The sequence below is a fragment of the Turicibacter sp. St.80E1 genome (assembly GCF_059728495.1).
The window spans coordinates 41,932-65,556 of record NZ_AP039386.1 but is presented as its reverse complement, the minus strand read 5'-3'; the positions used below and the strand labels follow the sequence as shown (position 1 = coordinate 65,556).

General features: G+C 37.3%; 23 protein-coding genes. 9 read left to right on the top strand and 14 right to left on the bottom strand.

The features are described 5' to 3' along the window. Nucleotides 1-108: 108 nt before the first annotated feature. From AC6I0I_RS00295 to AC6I0I_RS00285, 3 genes are all read right to left on the bottom strand, one after another. Nucleotides 109-936: an undecaprenyl-diphosphate phosphatase gene (locus tag AC6I0I_RS00295; RefSeq protein ID WP_161831520.1), complete on the bottom strand. Its 828-nt coding sequence runs from the start codon at nucleotides 934-936 to the stop codon at nucleotides 109-111. 188 nt (nucleotides 937-1,124) lie between these two features. Beyond that, complete coding sequence (locus tag AC6I0I_RS00290) at nucleotides 1,125-2,819, bottom strand: M3 family oligoendopeptidase (protein WP_161831519.1); 1,695 nt, start codon at nucleotides 2,817-2,819, stop codon at nucleotides 1,125-1,127. Between the two features lie 223 nt (nucleotides 2,820-3,042). Then, nucleotides 3,043-3,789, bottom strand: a complete 747-nt coding sequence (locus AC6I0I_RS00285) for a M15 family metallopeptidase (protein ID WP_161831518.1) — start codon at nucleotides 3,787-3,789, stop codon at nucleotides 3,043-3,045. A 347-nt stretch (nucleotides 3,790-4,136) separates the two neighbouring features. Between AC6I0I_RS00285 and AC6I0I_RS00280 the strand changes: the two genes are divergently transcribed. Together AC6I0I_RS00280 and AC6I0I_RS00275 are read left to right on the top strand one after the other, a co-directional pair. Continuing rightward, nucleotides 4,137-4,850: a pirin family protein gene (locus tag AC6I0I_RS00280; RefSeq protein ID WP_161831516.1), complete on the top strand. Its 714-nt coding sequence runs from the start codon at nucleotides 4,137-4,139 to the stop codon at nucleotides 4,848-4,850. A 206-nt stretch (nucleotides 4,851-5,056) separates the two neighbouring features. Continuing rightward, on the top strand, nucleotides 5,057-5,524 hold the full coding sequence (locus AC6I0I_RS00275; RefSeq protein WP_262953762.1) for a hypothetical protein: 468 nt from the start codon (nucleotides 5,057-5,059) through the stop codon (nucleotides 5,522-5,524). Nucleotides 5,525-5,601: 77 nt separating this feature from the next. Here the strand turns inward: AC6I0I_RS00275 and AC6I0I_RS00270 are convergent, their stop codons facing one another. Further along, nucleotides 5,602-7,158, bottom strand: coding sequence for an AbgT family transporter (locus AC6I0I_RS00270; RefSeq protein WP_161831512.1), 1,557 nt, complete (start codon nucleotides 7,156-7,158; stop codon nucleotides 5,602-5,604). Nucleotides 7,159-7,509: 351 nt separating this feature from the next. Here AC6I0I_RS00270 and AC6I0I_RS00265 point away from each other — a divergent pair, with 351 nt between their 5' ends. Further along, on the top strand, nucleotides 7,510-8,880 hold the full coding sequence (locus AC6I0I_RS00265; protein WP_202618713.1) for a GntP family permease: 1,371 nt from the start codon (nucleotides 7,510-7,512) through the stop codon (nucleotides 8,878-8,880). Nucleotides 8,881-9,137: 257 nt separating this feature from the next. Next, a complete protein-coding gene (locus tag AC6I0I_RS00260) occupies nucleotides 9,138-9,557 on the top strand; it encodes a hypothetical protein (RefSeq protein ID WP_161831510.1) in 420 nt (139 codons plus the stop codon). Nucleotides 9,558-9,672: 115 nt separating this feature from the next. Here the strand turns inward: AC6I0I_RS00260 and AC6I0I_RS00255 are convergent, their stop codons facing one another. Together AC6I0I_RS00255 and AC6I0I_RS00250 are read right to left on the bottom strand one after the other, a co-directional pair. Beyond that, nucleotides 9,673-10,281 carry a hypothetical protein gene (locus AC6I0I_RS00255; protein ID WP_161831508.1) on the bottom strand — a complete coding sequence of 203 codons (609 nt, stop codon included), beginning with the start codon at nucleotides 10,279-10,281 and terminating at the stop codon, nucleotides 9,673-9,675. 284 nt (nucleotides 10,282-10,565) lie between these two features. Further along, a complete protein-coding gene (locus AC6I0I_RS00250) occupies nucleotides 10,566-10,967 on the bottom strand; it encodes a helix-turn-helix domain-containing protein (RefSeq protein ID WP_161831506.1) in 402 nt (133 codons plus the stop codon). A 134-nt stretch (nucleotides 10,968-11,101) separates the two neighbouring features. On the opposite strand from AC6I0I_RS00250, the gene AC6I0I_RS00245 reads away from it, so the two are divergent. After that, nucleotides 11,102-13,078, top strand: coding sequence for a M28 family peptidase (locus tag AC6I0I_RS00245; RefSeq protein WP_262953763.1), 1,977 nt, complete (start codon nucleotides 11,102-11,104; stop codon nucleotides 13,076-13,078). Between the two features lie 50 nt (nucleotides 13,079-13,128). On the opposite strand, the gene AC6I0I_RS00240 is transcribed toward AC6I0I_RS00245, so the two are convergent. Next, entirely contained in the window at nucleotides 13,129-13,338 is a 210-nt protein-coding gene (locus AC6I0I_RS00240) for a hypothetical protein (protein WP_161831502.1), read from the bottom strand. 317 nt (nucleotides 13,339-13,655) lie between these two features. On the opposite strand from AC6I0I_RS00240, the gene AC6I0I_RS00235 reads away from it, so the two are divergent. Then, entirely contained in the window at nucleotides 13,656-13,958 is a 303-nt protein-coding gene (locus AC6I0I_RS00235) for a CD3324 family protein (protein WP_161831500.1), read from the top strand. Nucleotides 13,959-14,047: 89 nt separating this feature from the next. Next, the gene (locus tag AC6I0I_RS00230) at nucleotides 14,048-14,695 is read left to right on the top strand and encodes an FBP domain-containing protein (protein ID WP_262950769.1); all 648 of its coding nucleotides are present in this window, start codon (nucleotides 14,048-14,050) and stop codon (nucleotides 14,693-14,695) included. A gap of 30 nt (nucleotides 14,696-14,725) precedes the next feature. Here AC6I0I_RS00230 and AC6I0I_RS00225 read toward each other — a convergent pair whose 3' ends face one another. The 3 genes from AC6I0I_RS00225 to AC6I0I_RS00215 form a co-directional block, all read right to left on the bottom strand. After that, complete coding sequence (locus AC6I0I_RS00225) at nucleotides 14,726-15,556, bottom strand: metallophosphoesterase (protein ID WP_161831496.1); 831 nt, start codon at nucleotides 15,554-15,556, stop codon at nucleotides 14,726-14,728. A 305-nt stretch (nucleotides 15,557-15,861) separates the two neighbouring features. Continuing rightward, the gene (locus AC6I0I_RS00220) at nucleotides 15,862-16,929 is read right to left on the bottom strand and encodes a helix-turn-helix transcriptional regulator (protein ID WP_161831494.1); all 1,068 of its coding nucleotides are present in this window, start codon (nucleotides 16,927-16,929) and stop codon (nucleotides 15,862-15,864) included. Nucleotides 16,930-17,036: 107 nt separating this feature from the next. Next, a complete protein-coding gene (locus AC6I0I_RS00215) occupies nucleotides 17,037-17,840 on the bottom strand; it encodes a MerR family transcriptional regulator (protein ID WP_161831492.1) in 804 nt (267 codons plus the stop codon). 71 nt (nucleotides 17,841-17,911) lie between these two features. Here AC6I0I_RS00215 and AC6I0I_RS00210 point away from each other — a divergent pair, with 71 nt between their 5' ends. Next, on the top strand, nucleotides 17,912-19,237 hold the full coding sequence (locus AC6I0I_RS00210) for an MATE family efflux transporter (RefSeq protein ID WP_237658894.1): 1,326 nt from the start codon (nucleotides 17,912-17,914) through the stop codon (nucleotides 19,235-19,237). Between the two features lie 41 nt (nucleotides 19,238-19,278). On the opposite strand, the gene AC6I0I_RS00205 is transcribed toward AC6I0I_RS00210, so the two are convergent. The 4 genes from AC6I0I_RS00205 to AC6I0I_RS00190 form a co-directional block, all read right to left on the bottom strand. Then, nucleotides 19,279-19,758: an SH3 domain-containing protein gene (locus AC6I0I_RS00205; RefSeq protein ID WP_161831490.1), complete on the bottom strand. Its 480-nt coding sequence runs from the start codon at nucleotides 19,756-19,758 to the stop codon at nucleotides 19,279-19,281. Nucleotides 19,759-19,932: 174 nt separating this feature from the next. After that, complete coding sequence (locus AC6I0I_RS00200; protein WP_161831488.1) at nucleotides 19,933-20,724, bottom strand: hypothetical protein; 792 nt, start codon at nucleotides 20,722-20,724, stop codon at nucleotides 19,933-19,935. 157 nt (nucleotides 20,725-20,881) lie between these two features. Beyond that, nucleotides 20,882-22,333 (bottom strand): DUF4179 domain-containing protein, encoded by a 1,452-nt coding sequence (locus tag AC6I0I_RS00195; protein WP_161831486.1) that lies wholly within the window; start codon nucleotides 22,331-22,333, stop codon nucleotides 20,882-20,884. A 1-nt stretch (nucleotide 22,334) separates the two neighbouring features. Continuing rightward, nucleotides 22,335-22,877 (bottom strand): sigma-70 family RNA polymerase sigma factor, encoded by a 543-nt coding sequence (locus tag AC6I0I_RS00190; RefSeq protein ID WP_161831484.1) that lies wholly within the window; start codon nucleotides 22,875-22,877, stop codon nucleotides 22,335-22,337. 190 nt (nucleotides 22,878-23,067) lie between these two features. Here AC6I0I_RS00190 and AC6I0I_RS00185 point away from each other — a divergent pair, with 190 nt between their 5' ends. Next, on the top strand, nucleotides 23,068-23,544 hold the full coding sequence (locus AC6I0I_RS00185) for a flavodoxin family protein (protein WP_161831482.1): 477 nt from the start codon (nucleotides 23,068-23,070) through the stop codon (nucleotides 23,542-23,544). The last annotated feature ends 81 nt before the right edge of the window (nucleotides 23,545-23,625 follow it).

The window sequence follows — 23,625 nt, the reverse complement described above, 5'->3', positions numbered from 1 at the left end:
ATTAAAATTTGACCTTTTCGGACAACAAAAAAAAATCATGGATTATTCATCCATGATTTTTTATCTTTATCTATTAGCCTCTTTAGTAAATTGGCTTACTCTTATCTATTACACATTAAAAAAGAAAAAATAAGCAAGCACGATAATTCCTAGAATAATACGATACCATCCAAACACTTTAAAATCGTGCTTTTTAATATATCCCATTAAGAATTTAATCGCTAAAATAGAAACAAAGAAGGCAACTAATGTTCCAGTTCCCAGAACCACTGCTTCAGACGCTGTAAAAACTAAACCGAACTTTAGAATTTTTAATAGACTCGCACCAAGCATAACTGGGATAGCTAAGAAAAATGTAAACTCTGATGCAACATAACGTGAAGCACCAATTAAAATTGCACCTACAATCGTTGCCCCTGAACGTGATGTTCCTGGAACAAGTGCTAATAATTGAAAGATACCAACCATTAAGGCAAATTTATAAGTGATTTGTGATAAATCATTAACCATTGGACGGCGTCCCTTATTTCGGTTTTCAATCACAATAAATAATACCCCATAAAGGATTAACATTAAGGCAACTGTCACTGGATTGAATAAATATTCATCAATCACGTCGTCAAATAATAAACCAATAATCGCTGCAGGCACACAAGCTACTGCAATTTTAAACCATAAATTCATCGTATCCGTCTTAACTTTGAAGCCACCTTTAAATTCAAACGGAAATAATTTATCCCAGAATAAACAAACGACCGCCATAATAGCACCTAATTGGATAACGACGAAAAACATCTCCATAAATGCTGGTGTCATGTTTAATTTAATAAATTCGTCAACTAAAATCATATGCCCCGTACTACTTACAGGTAACCATTCCGTAATCCCCTCTACAATCCCAAGGAAAATTACCTTCAATAATTCAATAAAATCCACAACTAACCCTCCTAAGTAAAAATCTTTAATCAATCCCAAAACGTATTGATTTCTTCCATAACCCTTTTATCATACTACGGATTGAGGATGAATAAAATACTAAATTTGTATAAACTATACACAAAACGAAAAAAGTGATGGGAAAATGTCCTCCCATCACTTTTTAACATCCGTGGATAATCATTTTATTATAATTTTTTATCCTCTACTTGCTCTAACCACGCCTGGATATCAGAAATAATTGAACTTACACATCCTTCTTCAAATGGCGATTTCAAATGGGCATATTCAACAAGTCCTAAGAAAGATTTCGTTCCTCCGGCCTCACATAATCGAACATAATCCTTCCATGCATCTTCTCGATCATCATGCATTCGTTTCCAAAATTGTAAGGCACAAATTTGGGCAAGTGTGTAATCAATATAGTAGAATGGACTATTAAAAATATGAGCTTGTTGGAACCACCAACCTCCTCGCTCTAAGAAGTCACACCCTTCATAATCTTTATGCGGTAAATACTGTTTTTCTAATTCACGCCAAGCAGCTTTACGTTCTGCCGGTGTTGCCTCTGGATGTTCATAAACGAAATGTTGGAAAGCATCTACAGTGATTCCATAAGGAATAAATTTAATCGCACTACCTAAATGAACAAATTTATATTTTTCTGTATCTTCTTTAAAGAAGAGATTCATCCATGGCCATGTAAAGAATTCCATACTCATTGAGTGAATTTCACAACTTTCGTAAGTTGGAAAGTTTAATTCAGGAATTTCAATCCAACGTGATGAATACACTTGAAAAGCATGACCTGCTTCATGGGTTAACACATCGATATCTCCCGATGTTCCGTTAAAATTTGAAAAGATGAATGGAGATTTATAATCCGGTATATATGTACAATAACCTCCACCCGCTTTACCTGGCTTATTAACTAAATCCAACAACTCAGTCTCTACCATATAATCAAAAAATTCTTTTGTTTGTGGTGAAAGTTCATGATACATCTTAACACCATTTTCTAGAATCCAGTCTGGTTCACCTTTCGGTGTCGCATTTCCTGTGGTAAACTCAAACTTTTCATCAAAATATCTAAGTTCTCCATATCCTAAACGTTCTTTTTGACGTTTATATAATGAAGATGCAACGGGCACAATATAATCAAGAACTTGTTGACGGAATTTTTTTACCATCTCCGGTGTATAGTCACTGCGAATCATCCGAATGTATCCAAGCTCCACGAAATTTTCAAATCCTAACTTTTTAGCAATACGGGTACGCACCTTAACGAGTTGATCATAAATTTCATCAATCTCCTGCTCATGTGCTTCAAAGAATCCATACTTCGCATTCGAAGCCGCTTCACGAACATTTCGATCTTCACTTAATAAATATTTTCCCATTCCGGGAATTGTTCGTTCTTCACCATCAAACATAATTTTAGCCGAGGCGATTAATTTCGTATAATCACTAGATAATTTATTTTCTTCTTGTAAATCCGAAATAATCTCCGGAGAAAAAGATTTTAAGCGATAATCTAAAATCGTAAAAAACTGTTTACTAAACTTGTCCTCTAAAGTTTTACGATAAGGTGAATGAACAATCGCTCCATAAAAACTAGAGTTAACTTCTTCATACAGTGGACTATATTCATCCCAATAAGTTTGTTCCTCATCATAAAATTTATCGCGCGTATCAATACTATGACGAATAGAAGCTAATGTCGCCATCGTTTCAACATGACTACGCACCTTATTAATTTTTGCTACAAGTTCTAACTGAGCGTCTGCATCAGATGCTTGTTTAAATTGATTCGTTAATTCATCCATAGTTTTCTTATACTGATCAAAATCTGGTCTGGTGTATTTAAATTCCGAAAATTTCATATCACTCACTCCTAACTTTAACAAAAAATTCTGTTTAACTTATAAATAGTATGTTCTTTATCAAACAAATCATGCTTAGGTTCTTTAAAGCCTCCCCATTTCCTAAGGTGATATTTCTATTATATGCCATTTAAAATTGTTTTGTAAGTTTTTGCCATGAATTTTTTGAAATTTTCTAGGCTATCGTACAAAAATGTAAGGTTCTAGAACGATCTTAGTCTCCTCAGTCCCACAGAACGCTCATTTGTTTCATCACATTAAGCACGTAGTCCTCAAGAATTAATTGATCATTATAAATAGAGGTCGCCGCCTCAGTTCCTACATAACGAAGATGCCAAGGCTCATACTGATACCCGGTCTCATCAACGCGATTCTCAGGGTACCTGATAATAAAACCAAATCGATGGGCATTTTCGGCCACCCACTTTCCTTCATCAGTTTCACCAAATGTTTCAGTTAATCCCCCATGAACGGAGTCGGATGTAATATCAATCGTCAATCCTGTTTGATGCTCGCTATGCCCAGGTCTCGCACTATAAGTATCAGCTGCCTCTACCCCATCTTCTTTAACGTAACGGTCGTAAAGCATCACCTGTGTGTCATACGAACGATAGCCGCTTCGCGCGATTAATTCATACCCCTTCTCATTATAAGCGGCTTCAAATAAATTCTTTAAGGCACGTGCAGCCTCTTTTCTTAAATAGTTTGCCTCATTATTCTTATCCTTATTATAAAGGGGCACGTCTAAAAGAACTAAATCCGATGGTTCATAATCAGCAGGTAAACGATAATTTTTATTAACTAATGCACGGAAACTAGCCGGATTTTCTATCTCCACAACATCCTGATAAAAGGTGGGAATGTCTGTTTCCTTCTCCTTCAGTTGCGTTTGAAATAAAAACACGGTAATCATCCCTATCGTTAAAAATAGTCCACTCATTGCAATTAAAAACATTCGCATTCGATTCATTATCACGCGCCTCCTCTTCAATTCACTAGTTTCTTTATTATTGAGCATCTTTTTTTAATTTTAAACATTCCCTTCACTCAAAAATAACGATTCGTTTTTTCTTACACAGATGAATTGAAGGATTAGTTAATAAATGACAAATTCCCTCCTAATTTAAAGACAGCAATATTTTTAACCACAAATTAAAAAATAATTTTAAAAGCAAAATTTTATAAAATTTCTAATTATTATCTAGTCGACCTAATTTCTGCTTGAACTATCCAACTATTTCGCCGTATAGTTACCCAAGACAAACTGATACTAGTAATAGGCAACCGCCTAAATTTTCAGGAGATGGAGTGATTCACATGCTTAGAAAACTCGATCATCAATCAATGGGTGGCGCTGAATTTGACTGGTTATCAACAGTCTATCACTTTTCATTTGCAGACTATTTTGATGAGACAAAAATTAACTTTGGCGTATTACGTGTTTTAAATGACAACCTTATCTCTCCTCATTCCGTCTATAAGACAACAACTAATAACAATATCGAGACACTTACCTACGTTGTTGACGGCGAACTAACCTATACCGATCAACACGGACACAATTGCGTTCTCAAACGCGGACAAATGCACTACATGAGCGCAGCATCAGATGTTGAACAAATCCGATCGAACAACACGGCTCAACCCACTCGGGTTTTAGAGATTGGGATTTCCCCACAACCCCATCATCGTCACCAAACACACGGGGATTACCACTTTGACTTCGAGGCACGTCACAACCAATGGCTCCACATGGTTTCTGATATTCATGGGGATGCGCCCATCACCATAAACCAGGACGTGAACATCTATACTATTATTCTCGATGAGAAAAATACAGCAACCATTAACGTCCCTTTAGGTCGACAGGCCTATCTCATGCAAATTGAAGGTTTTTCCGAAGCGAACGGAATTGCCCTTAAAGAACAGGATGCCCTTGAAATTATCGAAGATGAAATTCATATAGCGGCAACCCATACTTCCCACTTTATCGTCATCGAGATGCCTAAATCGAGTCATCCTTATATGTAAAAAAAGAGCGATTTAATCGCTCTTTTTTTATCTGTTGATTCTTATTATCTTTTGTCAAATCTCAACCGTTTATTAATTTTTTAGATTTAAAAAGCTAAAGGAAATGATGCCAAGCGACTATCGATTGCTTCATAAAAAGTAGGATATTTTCCCCCTTTCGAATCACATCTAGACATGGTATGTTAATTCGTGAAGGGGGAATTTTTATGAAACCATTTCAACTCGTTATCGGAAGTGTTTTAATCCTTATCGGGGGACTATCACTCCTTACTTACGCCTTCCATTTAGATACCGTCATCCTCGATAATCTTTGGTTTTTATTTGTTTTAATTCCGGGGCTCTATTTTGAAATCAATTATTTTCAAACGAGAAAAAACCCCGGTCAACTTGTACCCGGGGGGATTTTATCTGCCATTGGATTAATCTCTCTTTTTGAAATTTTAACCAAGTGGCAATATTCAGATTTTACCGCACCACTTTATTTATTAACTGTTGCTTTTGGTCTTTATCAGCTCTATTACTTTGATGTCAAGGATAAAGGTCTACTCATTCCTATTACAATCCTTTGCACCATCGCCCTATTCCTCTACTTAAATTTTTTCGTTTCTTATCTATTTTTATTTTCAATTTTTCTTATTGGTTTGGGACTTTATATTTTATTCAAGAAGAGATAATCGTCTCAAACTCGATAGGAGATTTTTAAATGACACAAAAAAAGACTTAAGCAAGTGCTTAAGTCTTTTTCATTTAATTAAAATCCTGGTAAGAAAATTTCAATACCTGGCCCTAATGGTAAACGTAGTACAAACCAAACAACTAATAAAATCGTCCATCCAATTAATAAGGCAATTGAATACGGCACCATCGTTGAAACCAATGTACCAATTCCAGATTTTTTATCGTACTTCGCTGCAAATGTTACGATTAAGGCGAAGTAACTCATTAATGGTGAAATTAAGTTTGTTGTTGAATCACCAATACGGTAAGCCATCTGAGTGAATTCTGGCGTGAATCCGACCTTCATTAACATTGGCACAAAAACTGGTGCTAGGATTGCCCATTTAGCTGAAGCTGATCCCATGAAGATATTAATGAATGCCACCACTAAGATAAATAAGATAACAAGTGGAATTCCTTGTAATCCAATCGCCGTTAACAAGTCAGCCCCTTTAACAGCAATAATTGTTCCTAAATTTGAATAATTGAAGTAAGCAACGAATTGAGCGGCAAAGAAGACTAAGACAATGTATGATCCCATTGATGCCATACTTTTACCCATCAAATTCATTACATCTTTATCATTTTTTACAACTTTAGCTCCAAATCCATAAGCGATTCCGGCCACTGCAAATACTAACGCAATCACAACAACCATTGAATTCATAAATGGAGAATTTAAAACCCCTTGAACTCCCGCTTCCGTTCCGCGTAAGAAACCATTCGCTGGAACAACTAATACAGCAAATAATATAATCATTAACAGTGTCGCAATTCCAGCAAAACGTAATCCACGTTGCTCCTCTGTTGAAACCTTCATTTCATGGTCTTCAACTTTTGCGTCACCTGTATATTTTCCTAAACGAGGCTCAACAATTTTTTCAGTAATAACCGTTCCGATGATTGTAATTAATACTGTTGAAGCAATTAAGAACCACCAGTTAGCTTGAATACCAACAACATAATTTGGATCCACTAATTTCGCACCTTCTGTTGTTAATCCAGCCAGTAATGAATCTGTTGGCCCGACCATCACGTTAGCACTAAATCCACCAGATACCCCGGCGAACGCTGCTGCTAATCCGGCCAATGGATGACGTCCCATACTTAAGAAAATGATCGCTCCTAACGGAATTAAAACAACATATCCTGCATCAGATGCAATACTTGATAAAACACCGGCAAGCACCACAACAACCGTAATTAAACGTTTTGGCGTACTCATTACTAATTTTTTTAATAATGTTCCAATTAATCCTGTTCCTTCGGCAAGTCCAACTCCGAGTAACGCGACTAAGACTGTCCCCAGTGGTGCAAACCCAGTGAAGTTCGTTACTGCAGAACTAAATAAATACTGAACCCCTTCTTTTGAAAGTAAACTGTTAACCGTTACTGTCATCATTTCAACCGCATTATTATTCGCACGATTAATCCCCTCATACGTAACTGATAACCCGGTTGCTGATAAGATCGCTGATAACACAACGATAACAACTGATAAAATTAAGAAAATTGTTGCCGGATGCGGCAGGGCATTCCCAATCCTCTCCACCCGATCTAAAATACCAATCTTTTTCCTTTGCTCACTCATATTATTCCTCCTTGATTCCCTTTCCCATTATTTGGGATTCCCGTTTAAATAGTTAAACATAATTAATTATATCCCCTTAAAACGCTTTCTGAAAAGAAAATTCTGATTGTACTTGTAATATTTTTTCATTATTTTATAAAATGAGGTAAAAAATTGCATATTATTTGTGAAATACCTTTGTTTCTCCTATAATAATCACGCCAAACTTATTTATACAACTTTCTTTTTTCTTCCTACTCCCCTACCTATTTTTTTGAAGGCTCGTTTGGATTTATCAAATAGATAGGCAATAAAAGTAAGGCTCGTGCTCTTTTAACTCGGAAAAAAAACTTCAAGGAGGGTTTTATCATCATGCATTTAATTATTTTAATTTTATCGTTAGGAACCATTATGTTTCTTGCATATAAGGGGTACTCGACGATTATCACGGCGCCGATCGTCGCCCTCGTCACGCTGCTTTTAACGTTTGGGTTTGATAGTCATCTCATGGCAAACTATACGCTTGTATATATGGATGGATTTGCTGGATTCGTAAAAAATTACTTTCCACTTTTCTTAACCGGAGCCATTTTTGCAAAACTGATGGAGGAAACGGGATATGCCCATGCGATCGCCCACACGATTATTCGGTGGTTAAAGCCTGAACGTGCGATTTTAGCTGTTGTTCTGTCTGGTGCCTTACTGACCTACGGGGGTGTCTCACTCTTTGTCGTCGCCTTCGTTCTTTACCCTATCGCCACCTTATTATTTAAAGAGGCGGACATTCCCAAACGTTTAATCCCTGGAACCATTGCACTCGGAGCCTTCACCTTTACGATGACTGCCCTTCCAGGAACGCCCGAAATTCAAAACGTTATTCCTATGACCTACTTCAAAACTGACACCTTTGCCGCTCCAGGAATTGGACTCCTTGCGAGCGCCCTCATCTTCGGATTAGGGATGCTTTACCTCAACAATCAAGCAGCCCGTGCGAAAAAAGTTAACGAAGGTTATGGGGAGAGTATGGAGCAAAAGACAAAAATTCCATCAAAAACTCCGTCTATTTGGTTAGCCCTCGCACCCATCGTTGTTATTTTTAGCGCCAATCTCTTCTTTTCAAAATTTTACTATCCTTATATAGATGGAAGTTATTTAGAAAAATACAACACGACACTCGATAGCCAGTCTGGAACATGGAGCGTCATTATTTCCATCGTGATTGCTATTGTATTAATTCTCCTCTTGAATATTGGGAAAATAAAAAATCTTCAATCCGTTCTCGACCAAGGGGTCAAAAATTCCTTTGTTCCCCTACTTAATTCAAGTGCTATCGTCGGATATGGTAGCATCATCAAAACTCTTCCCATTTTCGCCAGTATTCAAACGATGATTTTAAATCTTTCTCCTAATCCTATTATTACTGAGGCCCTCTCAGTTAATATCATTTGTGGATTAACGGCTTCAGCCTCTGGCGGACTCGGCATTACCTTAAATGCCCTTGCCCCTACCTTTTTACAAATGAGTGAACCTCTTGGTATTTCTCCTGAACTTCTTCACCGAATCGCCGCTCTAGCTTCCGGTGGACTCGATACCCTTCCTCATAACGGTGCCGTCATTACGACACTCGCCATCTTCGGCCTCACCCACAAACAATCTTATAAAGATATTTTCTTCACATCCGTCATCATTCCAATTACAGTGACAGCACTCATCGTTATACTGACCTCATTCGTCTATCGATAAAGCCAACGAACTTCAAATAAAAAATTCCTAGTGCTTAGACAAAACCAAGTCTTCGCGCTAGGAATTTTTTATGCCCTATCTTTTTCATGAATTAAAACTCACCTTCTGAGCAAGGGATGCCACAACTCTCCCGACAAAATCACGTCAGATGAAATAATAAGGGATGTTATTATCTATTTTTGTACTTTTCTTCTCTCCTTTGAATAAAATATGTTATGATTTTCCTATAAACTTATGATAGTTGGAGAGGATATAGGATGAAAAAGGGATTCGTAGTTAGTTTCACATGTTTAACATTATTAGGAGTAGGATGGCATGCAAATTCTATCACTGCTTCAACACCCGATGAAATTGTGATTAAACAGAGAGAACAAAACTCGAAAGCTTGGTTAAACTGGAGTGGATCAACGTATTTAACTGCAGGACAATGGTGTAATGTCATAGGAGATAATAATCTTTTTAAAGCAGACGTTAACGTAACCAATAATGGAGGAAACCCAGGGAGCATTAAAGTTCAAATATTAAATAATAAAGGGGAAATCAAGGGGAAACCCCAGACGATTAAGCCGGGAAAAACAGTTACTTTTGCAGAAATTCCAGCAAATAGCGGAACATTTGTTGTTCAAGCCAAAGCAGAAACTTCTGGAACCTATACCCTAAAAGTAACGAGCCGTTAAACGTCAGTAGTTCACAATCCGATTAATAACGCGTAAACAAAAGGAGGTCTTTCCACTGGAAGACCTCCTTTTGTTTAGGTGCTATATTCTTCTTTAAAAAAATTTCGCCAACCTTTTAGTCTAATGAATACGTGTGATCGATACTCGTCCAAATATTTGAATCCGAACCTTTTTTCATCTTAACTGTCCCAAACATGCGCGCCTTTGTCCCTACACCTTGATCATTTTTATCTGAAATATACGAAGTGTATTCACATTCTAAAATTGATCCTGAAACTGCAATCCATTTTGTAGATTTAATTTTATTGATTTGACGATGATTACTATCCTGATAGCACTCTAAAACCATTTGTAATTTAGCTTCTGCCCCATTTGAAGAAGTAATCTTTGAAACAGTTTTCGTATATGCTCCACGGGCATTCGGGTTTGTCCCCTCTTCCTCAAACCCAAATAAATAAGTTTGACTCTCTTTATCAAAAACAGATACCACTGTTTTTTCACCTAAGACTTCCCTTGTCACATAAACTGAATCACTAGGAACACCTAACGTTGTATACACTTCATCAATTCTAATTTTTCCATCGATAACCTCAACGAATTCGACCTTTTGCGTCATCTCCTGATTGTCTTCTTCCTCATGACGGAAATCAACATGGATTGAAAGAATCAAAACTCCAGTTAAAAAGACTATGACTGCTCCAATCATAAATACTATTTTCTTCATCTTACTCACTCCCTATTATTAAAACTCGCTACTTTATTCCCTATTCCGAAGATAATCCTCCTTTCTACCTATTGGTTGAAGTTAATTCCACCTATTATAATTCCTAACAAGTGAACATCCATCCAATAAATAGAAGTATATCGTAGTTGTTGACAACTTCATACCCTTTGATGCTAACTAGACAATAACTATTGCAGTTTGGACAAATTTGTCTTATTTTTTCAATAGATAAATAAAAAAAGCAAGCTCCTCATTAAACAAGGAGCTTGCTTTTTTATGTTTGATTATCTTTGTTTTTTCAAACGAATCCCATAGTATATCCCGGTTCCTAAAAGACCAAATATAGCACCTATTAAAAAGTGATTAAAAATAAAGCTCATGATCATCAGCATCATGCCTACAATTAAAATAAGATTTTCAAGAAAATCGTTTTGAACAAGCTCTTCTTCCTGCTCAAAAAACCCCAACCGATTTAGTGTATCCAAGTGAATGCGATCACGCAGTAATTCGTCCAAACTCACGTTAAACCAATCCGAAATTGCCATTAAGTTATGCATATCTGGCAACTCTTTTCCTGCTTCCCAATCGACCACTAATTTCTTCGGTACCCCAATTTCTTCTGCTAACATTTCCTGGGAAATCCCTTTTGTTTGCCGTAGTAGTTGTAGTTTTTCGTTAAATTCCATCTTATATTTCCCCCTTTGTACTTCTATCTTATTCACGAAGTGAAATAGATATACATTTCTCCTTTAGGATTGGAACCTATTTCTACCTTTTTTACTATGATATAGAAGGAAAGAATCAAAGGAGGAGTCATGCTATGACTTATCAAGAAGAATTAAATCATTTTTATGATGCAATTAATGTTGATTACGCCACTTATGTAGCCGGTACTCTCTCTCAATCAGGATCAAACGAAACGCTCGGATTTCGTACGGCTGGATCACCGTCAGAAAAGTCATCTGGCCAATTTTTATATCATCAGTTTCAAAAAATCGGTTTATCCGATGTTCGCAAAGAAGAAATCACCATCGATTCCTGGGAATTCAAGACAAGCACCCTTCACTACCTTGATCGCAAAAAAAGACTCCATCAACTCACCCTTTGCGCCTACGCAACGCACTGTATTGAAGAAAACCTAACCCTCGATCTCGTTTACGTTGGAAAAGGGACTAAAAATGAATATAAAAACATAGACGTCAGGAACAAGCTAGTTCTCGTTGACTTAGACACCTATATCGGATGCCAGATTGGGATTTGTGCCCTACAAGCAAGACAAAAAGGTGCTTATGGAATCATCGCCGCTCCAATGCGGGACGATCAGCAGCTTCCTGCTGATGCACTCACTTACGAAAATTTCAATGCACCCGTTGATATTCCAGCCTTTGCCGTTAGTTTGCAAGATGCTTGTATGTTGAAAAAACAATTATCCAGCTCTAAAAATCAAACCCTACCTGTTGTTCTTAATTGCTATAGCCATATTTTAAAAGACCAGCCATCTTACAATATCATCGGTGAAATTCCAGGGAAAAATCAACATGAGCGCATCCTTATTATGTCCCACTATGACGGACTCTTTTATAATTTCCACAGCGGAGCCTGTGGGTGCGGCTTATTACTAGGATTAGCCCGAGCACTTATCAAGAGTCATTACGTTCCCGATAAAACCTTGGTCTTTATCGCCCATGGTGCTAAAGAATGGGGACTAAGTGAGTCTTCTTTTAATTGGTCCATTGGCGGTTATCAACAAATTACTAAAAATCATCCTGAGTGGGCAAAAGAGGCGATGGTGGCAATTAATCTTGAAGGGTTTGTTGCTTATGATGACTTTCAATCCCATCATATTAAAACGACAGAAGGGTATCAGGATTTTATTCGATCCATTTCCAAACTCGTACCTGGATGTCCCTATCCAGATGGCTGTGTCATCGATGCACCAACTACTATTGTAAGTGACGATTTTTCGTATTCACAAAGTGGAATTCCAACCATCATTAGCTACCGCCCCACTCACGAACAGGATTTCATCCTTCGTCAAACATCCTATGATGAAATCACTCATCATTTTAGTTATCCCGCATTTGAGTATTGCCACAAACTTTATGGAACATTCATCATCTTATTTGATCAGATGAAAATTATGCCGCTTAAATTTGAGAAGTTCTTCGAAGCATTTGAAGAGAGTCTTGATTTTCAATCGTATCATTCCCATAAAGAACTCTATTTTCTTCTTCAAACGGCAAAACATTTAGCACGTCATCTTTATACATTCACTCAATTTGCCCCCCTTTCACCTCGGAAGAGTCACCTCATGAATATTCAACTTCACGAGCTGTATTTAAAAATTCAACAGTCGTTCGTTCGATTAACTTGGGATGGAACAACTATTTTTCCGCATGAAGCTTATCAAAAAAATATGGTTCACTTGAAAGAGGCGCTCCGGTTGTTAAAACAAGAAAAATTAAAATCCGCTGTTGAACAACTTTGCCGTGTTGACCTCAATCTCTATGCTTTCTACTATGACCAAGACACTTATGAGTATTTTCTCAAACAATCTACTAGCCAAGACGACAAACATATGACATGGGGAAAAAACCTAATCGTCAGCCAGATTAACTTATATGAACTTATCGATTCCCTCCTCCATAAACACGCCAACGACGATCTTTGTCATGAAATTAGCCAATTAAAATCTCTCCTCGCCTATGAAAAAATCCAAGAAGATCAAGTAATGGTGGAAGAAATAAGAAACCTCAAACAAATCATCCGAAAAATGCGTCGTCTTTTAACTCTATAACTAAAAACCCCCTTTGTCACTCAAGGATGAGGACAGTAGGGGGTTTTTAGTTACGCTTGATGTTTACCTTTCATATTTAAGACTAATAACTTGAATGAAAGGTAGCATAGTATTCCTGATGCAACCACATACGCCAAACGCAAAATGAACACAACATATGGACCAAACGGCCATAGAATATCCATCAGCTCTTTTGAAGAAATTATTAATCCTAAACACCCAATCATCGCACCTATTAGTGATAAACTTCCCTGCTTCATCTCACCACTCCCGATCTATTTCTCCTACCATTATAGCATATCCTCCTCTTGTCATTAACTTCCGTCTTTCTTCTTTTCCCTAATTAGTCGTATAATAAACCTATGAGATGAGGGGGTGATGCTCGTGACTGTTTTAAAGACTTTCATTTTTAAATCAGTTTGCTCCACGCAAGGAACGTCAAAGTCAGCTATGCTTTGTTTGGAGCCTCGTTCACTTAATAGCTGAGAAAAAATCATAACTAGGTTCTTTTAAACAAAGCAATATGGCGTTCTTTGCTCTTACGACTGTATAAATTTAGCCGTAAAGGAGCAAAATGATGAAGTACACGAACGCAAAATCTATCTTACCTGAAGAACTTTTAACTTTAATTCAAGATTATATCGATGGCGAATATCTTTATATCCCACGAAAACAAGAAAATCAAAAATCATGGGGTGAAAAAAATGGAGCTAAAAAAGGCCTACTCGAACGAAATCGGGACATTTACGAACATTATCTCGCGGGAATCCCAATTTCTGAATTGGCCCACCTCCACTTTCTATCAGAAAAAAGTATTCGGCGCATTATTGCCCAACAAAAAAAGGGCCCCATCGTTGATACAGAATCAAAGATGAGCTAGCGCCTCTCTCACCCTCCTGTTATACTAATTATAAAAGAGCTGATGATCATCGCATCAGCTTTTTATCTAGGAAAAGGAGTGATTTCTTCATGGAAGCCTTCTTAAAAAAAGAAGAGTATAACTACATAAAAAAACGATTAAAAGACTTAAATAATGCCTTGCGAACGTGTAACGATTATCGGACACGAGATGCAAGTCGTGATTACATTCAAGATAAAATTCTTTCGCACCTCAGTCATCTCCTTCCTGAACAAAAAAAATTACTCGATATCACGGCTCTCAAAGATTCCCACGACATCGATGTCTTTTTAAACCAATTACAACCTTACATTTTTACAAACCCACCGATTACAGCGAGTGAAATTTCTAAACTCTTTAAGAAAGAAAAAAAATTGAAACTCCCTTCGAGTGAGGTATTGGAACGTCCGTGTGTTTATCTCGGTTGGTTTGATTTAGCGACGAAAAAACTCTTTATCGTCCACCGCTATCACCAACAATTACTGGGGATGGCTTGCCGACTCACGGAAGCCAAAAATAAACAGACAAACGTGTGCGCCCTCTGTCATCATATGGGGCCTAAAAGTGAAGTTGCTTTTGTCTCCCCTCTTTGTAAGGGAAATAAAAATTATCGTTCCATCGGTTTTTTCGCTTGTTTAGATAGTGCAGCCTGCAATGAGCGTATCACATCTACTGAAAAATTAGAGGGGCTTCTTAAAGAGGTTAATAATATTAAATAAAAAAGTCTAGAGTTTCTAGACTTTTTTTCATTATTCTCTTGCTTTTAATTCAAACACGGTCACCTGCGGCACATTAAATAGACGAAACGGTACCTTCGTATTTCCGATTCCTGTATTCACATAAAGCGAAATTTGATTTCCAACTTCATAAAAGCCACGAACATACTGTTGGCCGAGTGCCGTTGTCATCAAAGGACCCACAAATGGAAGATAAACCTGTCCCCCATGACTATGCCCAGCTAACGCTAGATCAATGGGATAACCAACAAACTCGTTGACTAGGTCTGGCTCATGTAACATGAGCAGATTTAAATTCGTTTCCTCCATCCCCTGCACCGTTTGATTGAGATTATAATACCCTATCAAAGCATCATCGGCGCCATATAAATTTAAGGTCGTTCCCTTAATTGTTAGCGCCTCATGCTCATTCAGTAAAACTTTAAATCCCGCTGCTTCCATTAACTCTTCATAAAATTTTTCGGCTCCGCCACCATAATCGCGATTTCCAAAGACAGCATACTTCCCATCTGTCGCTTCTATGGTAGACAGGATTCTTTGAACTTCCTCTAAACTTCCCTCATACTTAGCTGCGTTATCCATCAAGTCCCCTGTAAATAACACTAAGTCGGCGGACTGCTCATTAATCTTGTTCACAACCTTCTTAAGATCCTCCGTTGAAAAAAATTCACCGATATGTGTATCCGAAAACTGAACAACTTTAATCGTTTCACCCTTCACCTTTTCACTCACGATTTCGTGGGAAACAACATGTAACAACTTTGGCTCAATAAATGTTGCGTAAAGACCGACTCCTATTCCAATCGCTATCAACCAACCTAAACACTTCAGTAATACCTTCATCGCCTCATCCTCTATACTCTCACGTTATCTTTACAAGATTATATTGTACTCTCATTAAAAATAAATCACAAACTCTTTTTTTAGAATTTATTCCGATAATATGTCGAAGGCGATTTTTTTCAAAATTTTTTCTATCCTTATTATATAGGGGATTTGTTTCATTGAAAAAACCCACCTCGGTTCATAAAGCGTGATAGGTTAAATTGCTCATCTTTGAATCCAATCAAGGAACTTTCTCCCGATTTAACAGCAGTTTTTCTATCCTTATTATATAAGGAATTTTTTTCAAGGAAACAACTGCCTAATTAATCTGCTTGAAGGATACCCTCCAGTCTTTTAATCAACTCCGGGTACTCTTTTCGCGAACGAATCCCCTCAAATGTAGGATCCGTTACGATTAACTGGAGCAACAGTCCCGGAAACCTTTCTGACTGAAGACTTTCATTCAACTCTAGTTCACCGAATAAAGGCGTCGGCATTTTCATAGTTGTGTGTTCAAGTTGATCGATTATTTTTGTTAATTGACTCATGACCTCTTCTTCACGATGTTGACGACTAAAAAAAATAATTTTTTCTAATGTATAACTAACCCTAAATAATGCTTCCAACTCAAAAAGTTCGATTAACGCCCCCTCTATCTGCAACAACCGCTCCGTCATCAAAGACTGATTTTGCTTCACACAAAATTGACGATAATGTCCTAAGGTGATGCGAATAGATGACAGATGGTTAAACAATCTTCGTTGAATTCGTTGTTTAACCTCCTTATTTTCTTTGCGCTGAAGATAAATAGCAATTAATAAATCATCCGGATGAAAGGTCAAGCGTGGCATTTGAAGTAAAATCTTTTCTGCCTTTTCATCCTCTTGATTTTGAATATAGATTCCCGCTAATAAATAGTTTGCTTGATTCATTAAAGAGGCATCTGTTCCACTTGCGACCTCTTCAAGTAATGAAATGACCTGTTTTGACAAGTCGTCTAAAATATCCTTTGGCGCAAACCCTTTTTCCATTAAGTAAAACGAGGCAATAGCCAATTTCAACTCATTACTTTTTGGATACTGTCTCAAATAGCCCGTACATTTTTCAATCATTTCACCAAATAAACGTTTGTTCGCTAGTTCTTTACATTCTACGACCCACTGATTAATTTGCTGAGGCGTCAATTTTTGTTCGTACGCCATCAGTTCATCGATGCTACATTCAAAAAACTGAGCAATCTTTGGCAATAACGTAATATCCGGATATGTTGTCCCCGTTTCCCATTTAGAAACAGCGGGAACCGATACACCAATTGCCTGTGCTAACTGTTCCTGCGTCAAGTGATGTTCCTTTCTCAAACGATAAATAACCTCACCAATTTTTAAGTTCATCCTTTCATCCCTTCCTACAAACAATCTATACTCCTATTATAAACGTTCCTCAAGCTGACCCACCATAACCCAACTGTTAAACATTTGATAACTTTTTTAACCATGAGTTAATCTTTGATCTTGATTTGAATCTTTAATAAATAATTTTCGTATCCTTTCACTGATACCTCATCGAGTATAAACTCTTCATACGCATAGCCCTCAAATTCAAGGTGATTAGCTTTTGCGAATGCCTTTATGCGATCATATGTTTGATAGGATAGTTCGTAATCCCCCTGGTGATACGCCATTAAATACGTCCCTCTTGGTTTTAAAAATAATGGTGCTCTTTCCTTCCTCTTATCAGATTTTGAATATAAATAACTATAATGACCATACTCTGAAGAATTCAAATGCTCTTCGTCAATCATACAACCGATGGCTGATAAATAATTCAATCCCCTTTCCTGCATAAATTCAGCCAGGTGATTAAAAAAACCATGATGGCTCGTATAATCTAAAGGTGGACTCAACGTTAAATACTCTTCTTCTAGGTGTAAACACTCAATGGCATCCTTATTTATTGTGATGGCCTGCTCTGTTATTTCTATTTTTTCTTTCATAAAGTGCTTTATTTTTTTCAAATATTCAATTTCTCGATCAATATCCTCTATCTTTTGTAAAAAGAGTTGTGATAAATTTTCTGGACTCCGACTATCTAAATAAGCTTTAATCTCTTTCAGAGACATTCCTAACTCTTTTAATGCCGTAATCACTCCGAAAACTTCAAACTGTTGATAACTGTAATAACGGTACCCGTTCTCCTGCTTGATTATCGGTTGAAAGATGCCGATGTCATCATAATGAAAAAGCGTTTGTTTTTTGATGCCCCACAGTTTAGCGAATTCACCAGTTGTAATATATTGTTTCATTTACTGTCCTCCTCTTGACTATACGGTTACCGTATACTATATGATAGTACCGAAAGGTGGGATTTATTAAGATGTCTTTAACAAATAAGCAGTTAACACTCAAATCATTTTTGGTTTTTACATTCCCAACGATGATTATGATGATTTTTTTATCACTTTATACGATTATCGACGGGGTCTTTGTCTCACGAGTTGTCGGACAAAATGCCCTATCCGCGATTAATATCTTTTTACCCTTATGGGTTGCCCTCAACGGGATTGCTGTCATGTTCGCCACGGGGGGAAGTGCCATTGTGGCGAAAAACTTTGGGGAAGGGAAACCTGAACAAGCTAAGCAACATTTTTCATTAATCGTAGCTGTTACCCTTGCAATTGGTCTCTTTTTAATGCTTCTTCAGTTACTCTTTCTCCCAAAACTTTTACGATTATTAGGAGCTACTGACAATATTTACGAACATGCTTATGCTTATGGAACGATTTTAACTATTTTTATGCCGACTACTATGTTGAAATCACTCTTTGATTACTTCATGGTTACTGCTAATCAACCGAAACGTGGTCTCTTTTATACGGTAATCGGTGGTGTGACAAACATTATTTTAGACTACCTTTTTATCGTTGTCTTTAAGATAGGAATTGCAGGGGCCGCCCTAGCTACCGCCATTGGTCTATTAGTTCCTGCAATCTTAGGTTTCATTTATTTTATGAATCAAACAAACTACCTCCACTTCACTAAACCGAAGTTAGAGTGGTCGATTATCTTAAAAAGTATGGGAAATGGTTCTTCTGAAATGGTCACGAATCTTTCAAGTTCTGTCACAACCTTACTTTTCAATTTAGCCATGCTTCATTATCTTGGCGAGAAAGGGGTAGCTGCGATTACCATTGTTTTATACGCTCAATTTTTCTTAATGTCCGCTTACCTTGGATTTTCATCTGGTGCTGCCCCACTCATTAGTTTCAACTACGGTGAAAATAACCATGAAAATCTAAGAAAACTGATTCGTTATAGTTACCGAATTCTAATGGTTGCCTCCGTAGCAACGTTTGCCCTTGCCCTCATTCTTGCTTCGCCACTGATTAAACTATTTACGGGCGGAAAGAATGAACTTTATCACTTAACCTTGATCGGATTCAATTTATTTGCGATTAGTTTTCTACCCGTTGGTTTAAATATCTTTACCTCTGCCATGTTTACTGCCTTTTCAAATGGGAAAATCTCAGCCTTTATTTCTATTTTAAGAACCTTAATTCTTGTCTTAGTTGGAATCATCCTGCTTCCAACCCTCCTAGGGGTTTACGGTGTATGGCTCACCATTCCATTTTCAGAGGCTGTGACCCTTATTTTTTCACTTTTATTAATGAAGCGCTATGGGAACTATTATCACTATGCTTAAAAGAAAGGTCATCTCCAACCGGAGATGACCCTTTTTTATCATTATTCAAAATCTAAATACTCCACGTACACATACCCAGTTTGTCCTTCAAAAGAGATTTGTACCCATTCATCATTATAATATCGATTTAAGACGGTTACTTCATCTCCCGCATCAAGATTTCCGATAATGTCGGTCCCTGTTGCCGCTTCACTACGGACGTTAACGCCGTCAATATTACAATAAGCAACGGAATGATCTGTTTCTTTATCTTCAGTTGGCGTAGCAGGCGTTTCACCTTCAGAATTTGCTGCCGAATTTTGATCCGATGATTCTTGGTTTACCTGATTTTTATCTTGGCCCTCATCATAAACAATAAATTCATTCTCAGCCTCTGGTTGCTCATACGTTGCCGCCATTACCCCGGTATACATAATAAGTCCAGCCCCTAGTGCCGTTAATAACCCAATAAATGAGACCCCAATTCGTTGCGTCCATGAAATGACTTGTTCATTCGATTTTGATTTTTTCTTTGGTTGCATGATAACCCTCCTCATTAACACTTGTAAAAATATCACTAAATCGATCGAGAATTATATTATTATAACTAATCATATCATATTTTTGTAGAATAATGATGTAATTTCAGCTGACATTATCAGCCATTAAAAAATCTCTTCACCGCTTAACGCAAGGAGAAGAGATTTTTTTCTTGATTAATAAGCCGAAAAATACTCCGTCGCCGGACGATTACCTACGCCATCTGCCGTTAAAATATGTTCGAAACGGCCATTTGGTGCCTCAACAACGATTTTTAAATTAGGAATTCCACCCGAAATATAACATTTTAAAGACACCACATCATGCTCATCTGCTATATATTTTTCAAAGACGATGCCATCTTCTACTAAATCACCCTCTTCAAATTTCAGTTGATAAATCTTAACTCGTGAACCTACCTCGTTTGGAACAATAATCACATGTTCTTCGACAAGATTTTCGCGATATTCAGCTACATTTAACTGTTGAAGTGCTGATAACTGTGCCGAAGAAGGTCGATGAATAATCGCACCTAGGTGATTTGCGTTCATTTGTAGTCCTAATAAGTGAGCAGCTGATGGGTCGCTCACAGTAGGCGTCTCTTCTACTGTCGCTTCAGGTTCTTTTACCTCATTTATCTGTGGGGGTGTCTGCTCTTCAACCGTTGGTTGTGGGATTACTTGTTCCGTTGACGGTTCAACAACCCCCGATTCCATGGACTGATTTTCCTCATTAACATTAGCCTCATCTTCCTCTGGCTTAACGTCTAACGTCGCGCGTTGAAGAACTTTAAACTCTTTGGCCTCTAGTAACACCGGTTCTACGGACTGATCCTTTGCCTTGGCTTGCGCAGACTCTATTTTTACCGTCAATAACGACGCACAAAGTGCGACAGCTGTTACACCTGCTAGTGATAATCCAATTTGAAGCCCCCTTGATTTAACAACTTGATACATCTTTCTTCCCATCTTCACATTCCTCCCATATCGTTCATTTAAAATCATCTCGTGCCCCATGATTTAACTTTCGATTAATTATAACAAATTTCTTTAACTTTTTTAACTGACATTATCCCCCAGAAAAAAAAGACCCCTAACAATCAGGAGTCCTATCAGATTTCACTTTTTATTTTAAGGGTACTCTTAAACACCATGGTGCCACCTCTTCATTTGTTTCGGGCATCAGAGGCAGAGCTATTGTATACATTTTGTTAGTGTCAATGGCGTCTAATTTAATTTGATAAATTCCTTGTGATTCGTCTTTGGGGGCAACAATTAATTGTCCTTCGCGCGCTGCATAATCGTTCATTGTTTCATCAAATAAGACAAGACGCGCTAAATTACGTTCCGAATAAGTCGATGGTATTTTTACAGTGACAACAACCTCATCATTTTGTAATTCCACATTTTCAATCGTGACCTTCTCTGTTGAATTAACCCAAACTTCATCAGAGATGTATTCCGTTAACGGTTTAAATTCTGTCGGTAATTGACCGTTAATATAATACGTCACGTCATCCAATCCATATCCTGCTGCTAGTTCTTGTTCGTTTGGTAAACGTGTAACTTTCTCATATTCATCCGAAAAGATAGGCTTATTCGGTGTCTGATATATTTCATACGTCCAACCATCGACCTGAACATGGCGAGCAATTTCCTCTCTTGGATAAAGTTCTAGCCATTCCAGTCCATCCATATCTGAATCTACCCTTAAGCGCCCTGAATATTCTTTGGATTTCTCATCGAAATTTTCTGAAATAAATGTAGGCTCGTAAATATATCCGTTTGATCCCCTTACAACTAATTGATCTAACTGATAGCGAACCTCGTTAACAGTTTGCCCTTTAACCTCCAATTCAAATGTTGTAGCAAGCGAACTTTTCATCAATCGATTAAGTGAGATAGATGTATCCTCATACGCTGTCTTGACATTAGGGTGAAACTCTTCCGTTCCTTCCAATTTTGCAACCTTAAATTTAAAGTCCCATTTCCCTTCTATAAAGTTATATCCACGCGCAATTCGATTGACTCCTAATTCAATCATCACTTCATCCTTTAAATTAATAGTTGAAAGATCCGCCTCAATAATAATTGCTCCCATTTTTTCATCAATTTTTCGTACCCGGAAGGCATTCATTGCCTCAGGAATCCTATGATTCACACGTAAACGATAATCTAAATTGAAAAAATCATTCTCATTTAATCCCTCATACCCCTTCAAAAACTCACTTTCTACCGTTAACGCCATAAGAAGAAGATTATCGTCTAATACAACTTCTTCTACCGTAATCACCGAATCTTTATCTGTCATTGACTCGCCAATCTCCGTTGCTACCTTTTGAAATTTTTCGGTTGTCCCCCCAAATAAATACCCTGAAAATTCATTAAAAGACTCGCCAATTTCTTTTAAAGCATTAATAATCGGTGGTTGGTTAAGCCCAACTCCTCCAACTAAACAAAGACTCGCCACTATTGGGACCACTTTCTTAGACTTTATCCCTCCCTTATTTTTCTTCATCTCCTGGTTAGCCCGTTCTATTCCTTTAATCACTGCTTCTTCATACATTTTTGAATTCATCTTAGACATCCTCCTTCAACATCGTCTCAAGTGCTTTTTTCCCTCTTCTTAAATGACTTTTTACTGTATTCGGCTTTAGTTGAAGCCGAATAGAAATATCCTCAATACTTAAGTCTTCAAAATAATGCATCTTAATCACTGACTGATAATCTGGACGTAATTTTTGAATGGCTCGATTCAAATCCATCCGTTCTTCAATTAGGCATCCCTTAGAGGGGGCCTCAAGGTCCTCACCCAACTCATTTAACTCCACCTTGTGCCAAAGATTCATCGCTAAATTAATTAAAATCCTTGTCATCCATGTTTTAAAATACTTCGGTTCCTTTAATTGATGGATATTCAAAAGCCCTCGATAGGCTAACTCCTGAATTAAATCCATCACATCTTGCTCATTTTTCACATATCGATAAGCCATCTGAATGAAATAGTTCTCGTAACGTCTCATTAACTCCAAAAAAGCCAAATCGTCCTTTTTCATCGCGCGCTTAACTAATTGAACCTCTGATAATTGACTGTACCGTTGCTCCCACCTAAAAATCTTCATTTCATCCTCCTTATATTCCGACCTTTCTCCTCACTCTCTTAGAGTCTATCTCCCCCTAAAAGGTTGCAAAAATATTGTTCTTCATCGAAAATTTATCTTCATGAATATAAATTTTTTAAAATCAAATCCTATTAAGGGTTATTCTATCAATCAAGCACCCTATTTTTCCATAACTTAAGGAGATTATCTTATGAATTATTCAATTGTTTACAGTAGCGTCACCGGTAACACCAAAAAATTAGCTGAGGCAATCAACAATCACGTAGGAGCGAGTTATGTTGGAAAGCCCTCAGATGAGGCATTAAATGCAGACGTCATCTTTGTTGGATTTTGGGCAACTAAAAATTCATGTTCAGCTGATATCCAGGCCTTTATCGAAAAGCTTACTAACAAAAAAGTATTCATCTTTGGAACCGTAGGTTATGATAATACCGACGCTTATTTTGAAGAAATTTTAAATAATGTAAAAGCACTTGTTCCCGCTTCTAATACCATTATCGGTGCCTATGCTTGCCAAGGAAAAGTTTCAGAAAAAAAACAAGAACAGCTCCGAGAAGCCGTCCCTGAAAAATACGAGGCGATTAAAAATAATTTAGCCGAATCCGTCCATCACCCTAACGAAAAAGATATCGACGGACTCTTATCTGCGGTAAAAGCGGCGATTTAAAACCAATGAAAAAAGAGGTTATTGTTTTAAAATAATAACCTCTTTTTTCATTGATACACCTTTTTAAACGTTAAAGCTATG

Excerpts from the sequence above, each read along its gene's own strand:
- AC6I0I_RS00235 (WP_161831500.1), top strand. The coding sequence starts at position 13,656 with ATGAAGTACACGAACGCAAAATCTATCTTACCTGAAGAACTTTTAACT.
- AC6I0I_RS00200 (WP_161831488.1), bottom strand. The coding sequence starts at position 20,724 with ATGGGAAGAAAGATGTATCAAGTTGTTAAATCAAGGGGGCTTCAAATT.
- AC6I0I_RS00215 (WP_161831492.1), bottom strand. The coding sequence starts at position 17,840 with ATGAAACAATATATTACAACTGGTGAATTCGCTAAACTGTGGGGCATC.
- AC6I0I_RS00255 (WP_161831508.1), bottom strand. The coding sequence starts at position 10,281 with ATGAAGAAAATAGTATTTATGATTGGAGCAGTCATAGTCTTTTTAACT.
- AC6I0I_RS00185 (WP_161831482.1), top strand. The coding sequence starts at position 23,068 with ATGAATTATTCAATTGTTTACAGTAGCGTCACCGGTAACACCAAAAAA.
- AC6I0I_RS00270 (WP_161831512.1), bottom strand. The coding sequence starts at position 7,158 with ATGAGTGAGCAAAGGAAAAAGATTGGTATTTTAGATCGGGTGGAGAGG.
- AC6I0I_RS00250 (WP_161831506.1), bottom strand. The coding sequence starts at position 10,967 with ATGGAATTTAACGAAAAACTACAACTACTACGGCAAACAAAAGGGATT.
- AC6I0I_RS00245 (WP_262953763.1), top strand. The coding sequence starts at position 11,102 with ATGACTTATCAAGAAGAATTAAATCATTTTTATGATGCAATTAATGTT.
- AC6I0I_RS00290 (WP_161831519.1), bottom strand. The coding sequence starts at position 2,819 with ATGAAATTTTCGGAATTTAAATACACCAGACCAGATTTTGATCAGTAT.
- AC6I0I_RS00225 (WP_161831496.1), bottom strand. The coding sequence starts at position 15,556 with ATGAAGGTATTACTGAAGTGTTTAGGTTGGTTGATAGCGATTGGAATA.
- AC6I0I_RS00220 (WP_161831494.1), bottom strand. The coding sequence starts at position 16,929 with ATGAACTTAAAAATTGGTGAGGTTATTTATCGTTTGAGAAAGGAACAT.
- AC6I0I_RS00280 (WP_161831516.1), top strand. The coding sequence starts at position 4,137 with ATGCTTAGAAAACTCGATCATCAATCAATGGGTGGCGCTGAATTTGAC.
- AC6I0I_RS00285 (WP_161831518.1), bottom strand. The coding sequence starts at position 3,789 with ATGAATCGAATGCGAATGTTTTTAATTGCAATGAGTGGACTATTTTTA.
- AC6I0I_RS00275 (WP_262953762.1), top strand. The coding sequence starts at position 5,057 with ATGAAACCATTTCAACTCGTTATCGGAAGTGTTTTAATCCTTATCGGG.
- AC6I0I_RS00260 (WP_161831510.1), top strand. The coding sequence starts at position 9,138 with ATGAAAAAGGGATTCGTAGTTAGTTTCACATGTTTAACATTATTAGGA.
- AC6I0I_RS00205 (WP_161831490.1), bottom strand. The coding sequence starts at position 19,758 with ATGCAACCAAAGAAAAAATCAAAATCGAATGAACAAGTCATTTCATGG.
- AC6I0I_RS00230 (WP_262950769.1), top strand. The coding sequence starts at position 14,048 with ATGGAAGCCTTCTTAAAAAAAGAAGAGTATAACTACATAAAAAAACGA.
- AC6I0I_RS00195 (WP_161831486.1), bottom strand. The coding sequence starts at position 22,333 with ATGAATTCAAAAATGTATGAAGAAGCAGTGATTAAAGGAATAGAACGG.
- AC6I0I_RS00190 (WP_161831484.1), bottom strand. The coding sequence starts at position 22,877 with ATGAAGATTTTTAGGTGGGAGCAACGGTACAGTCAATTATCAGAGGTT.
- AC6I0I_RS00240 (WP_161831502.1), bottom strand. The coding sequence starts at position 13,338 with ATGAAGCAGGGAAGTTTATCACTAATAGGTGCGATGATTGGGTGTTTA.
- AC6I0I_RS00265 (WP_202618713.1), top strand. The coding sequence starts at position 7,510 with ATGCATTTAATTATTTTAATTTTATCGTTAGGAACCATTATGTTTCTT.
- AC6I0I_RS00210 (WP_237658894.1), top strand. The coding sequence starts at position 17,912 with ATGTCTTTAACAAATAAGCAGTTAACACTCAAATCATTTTTGGTTTTT.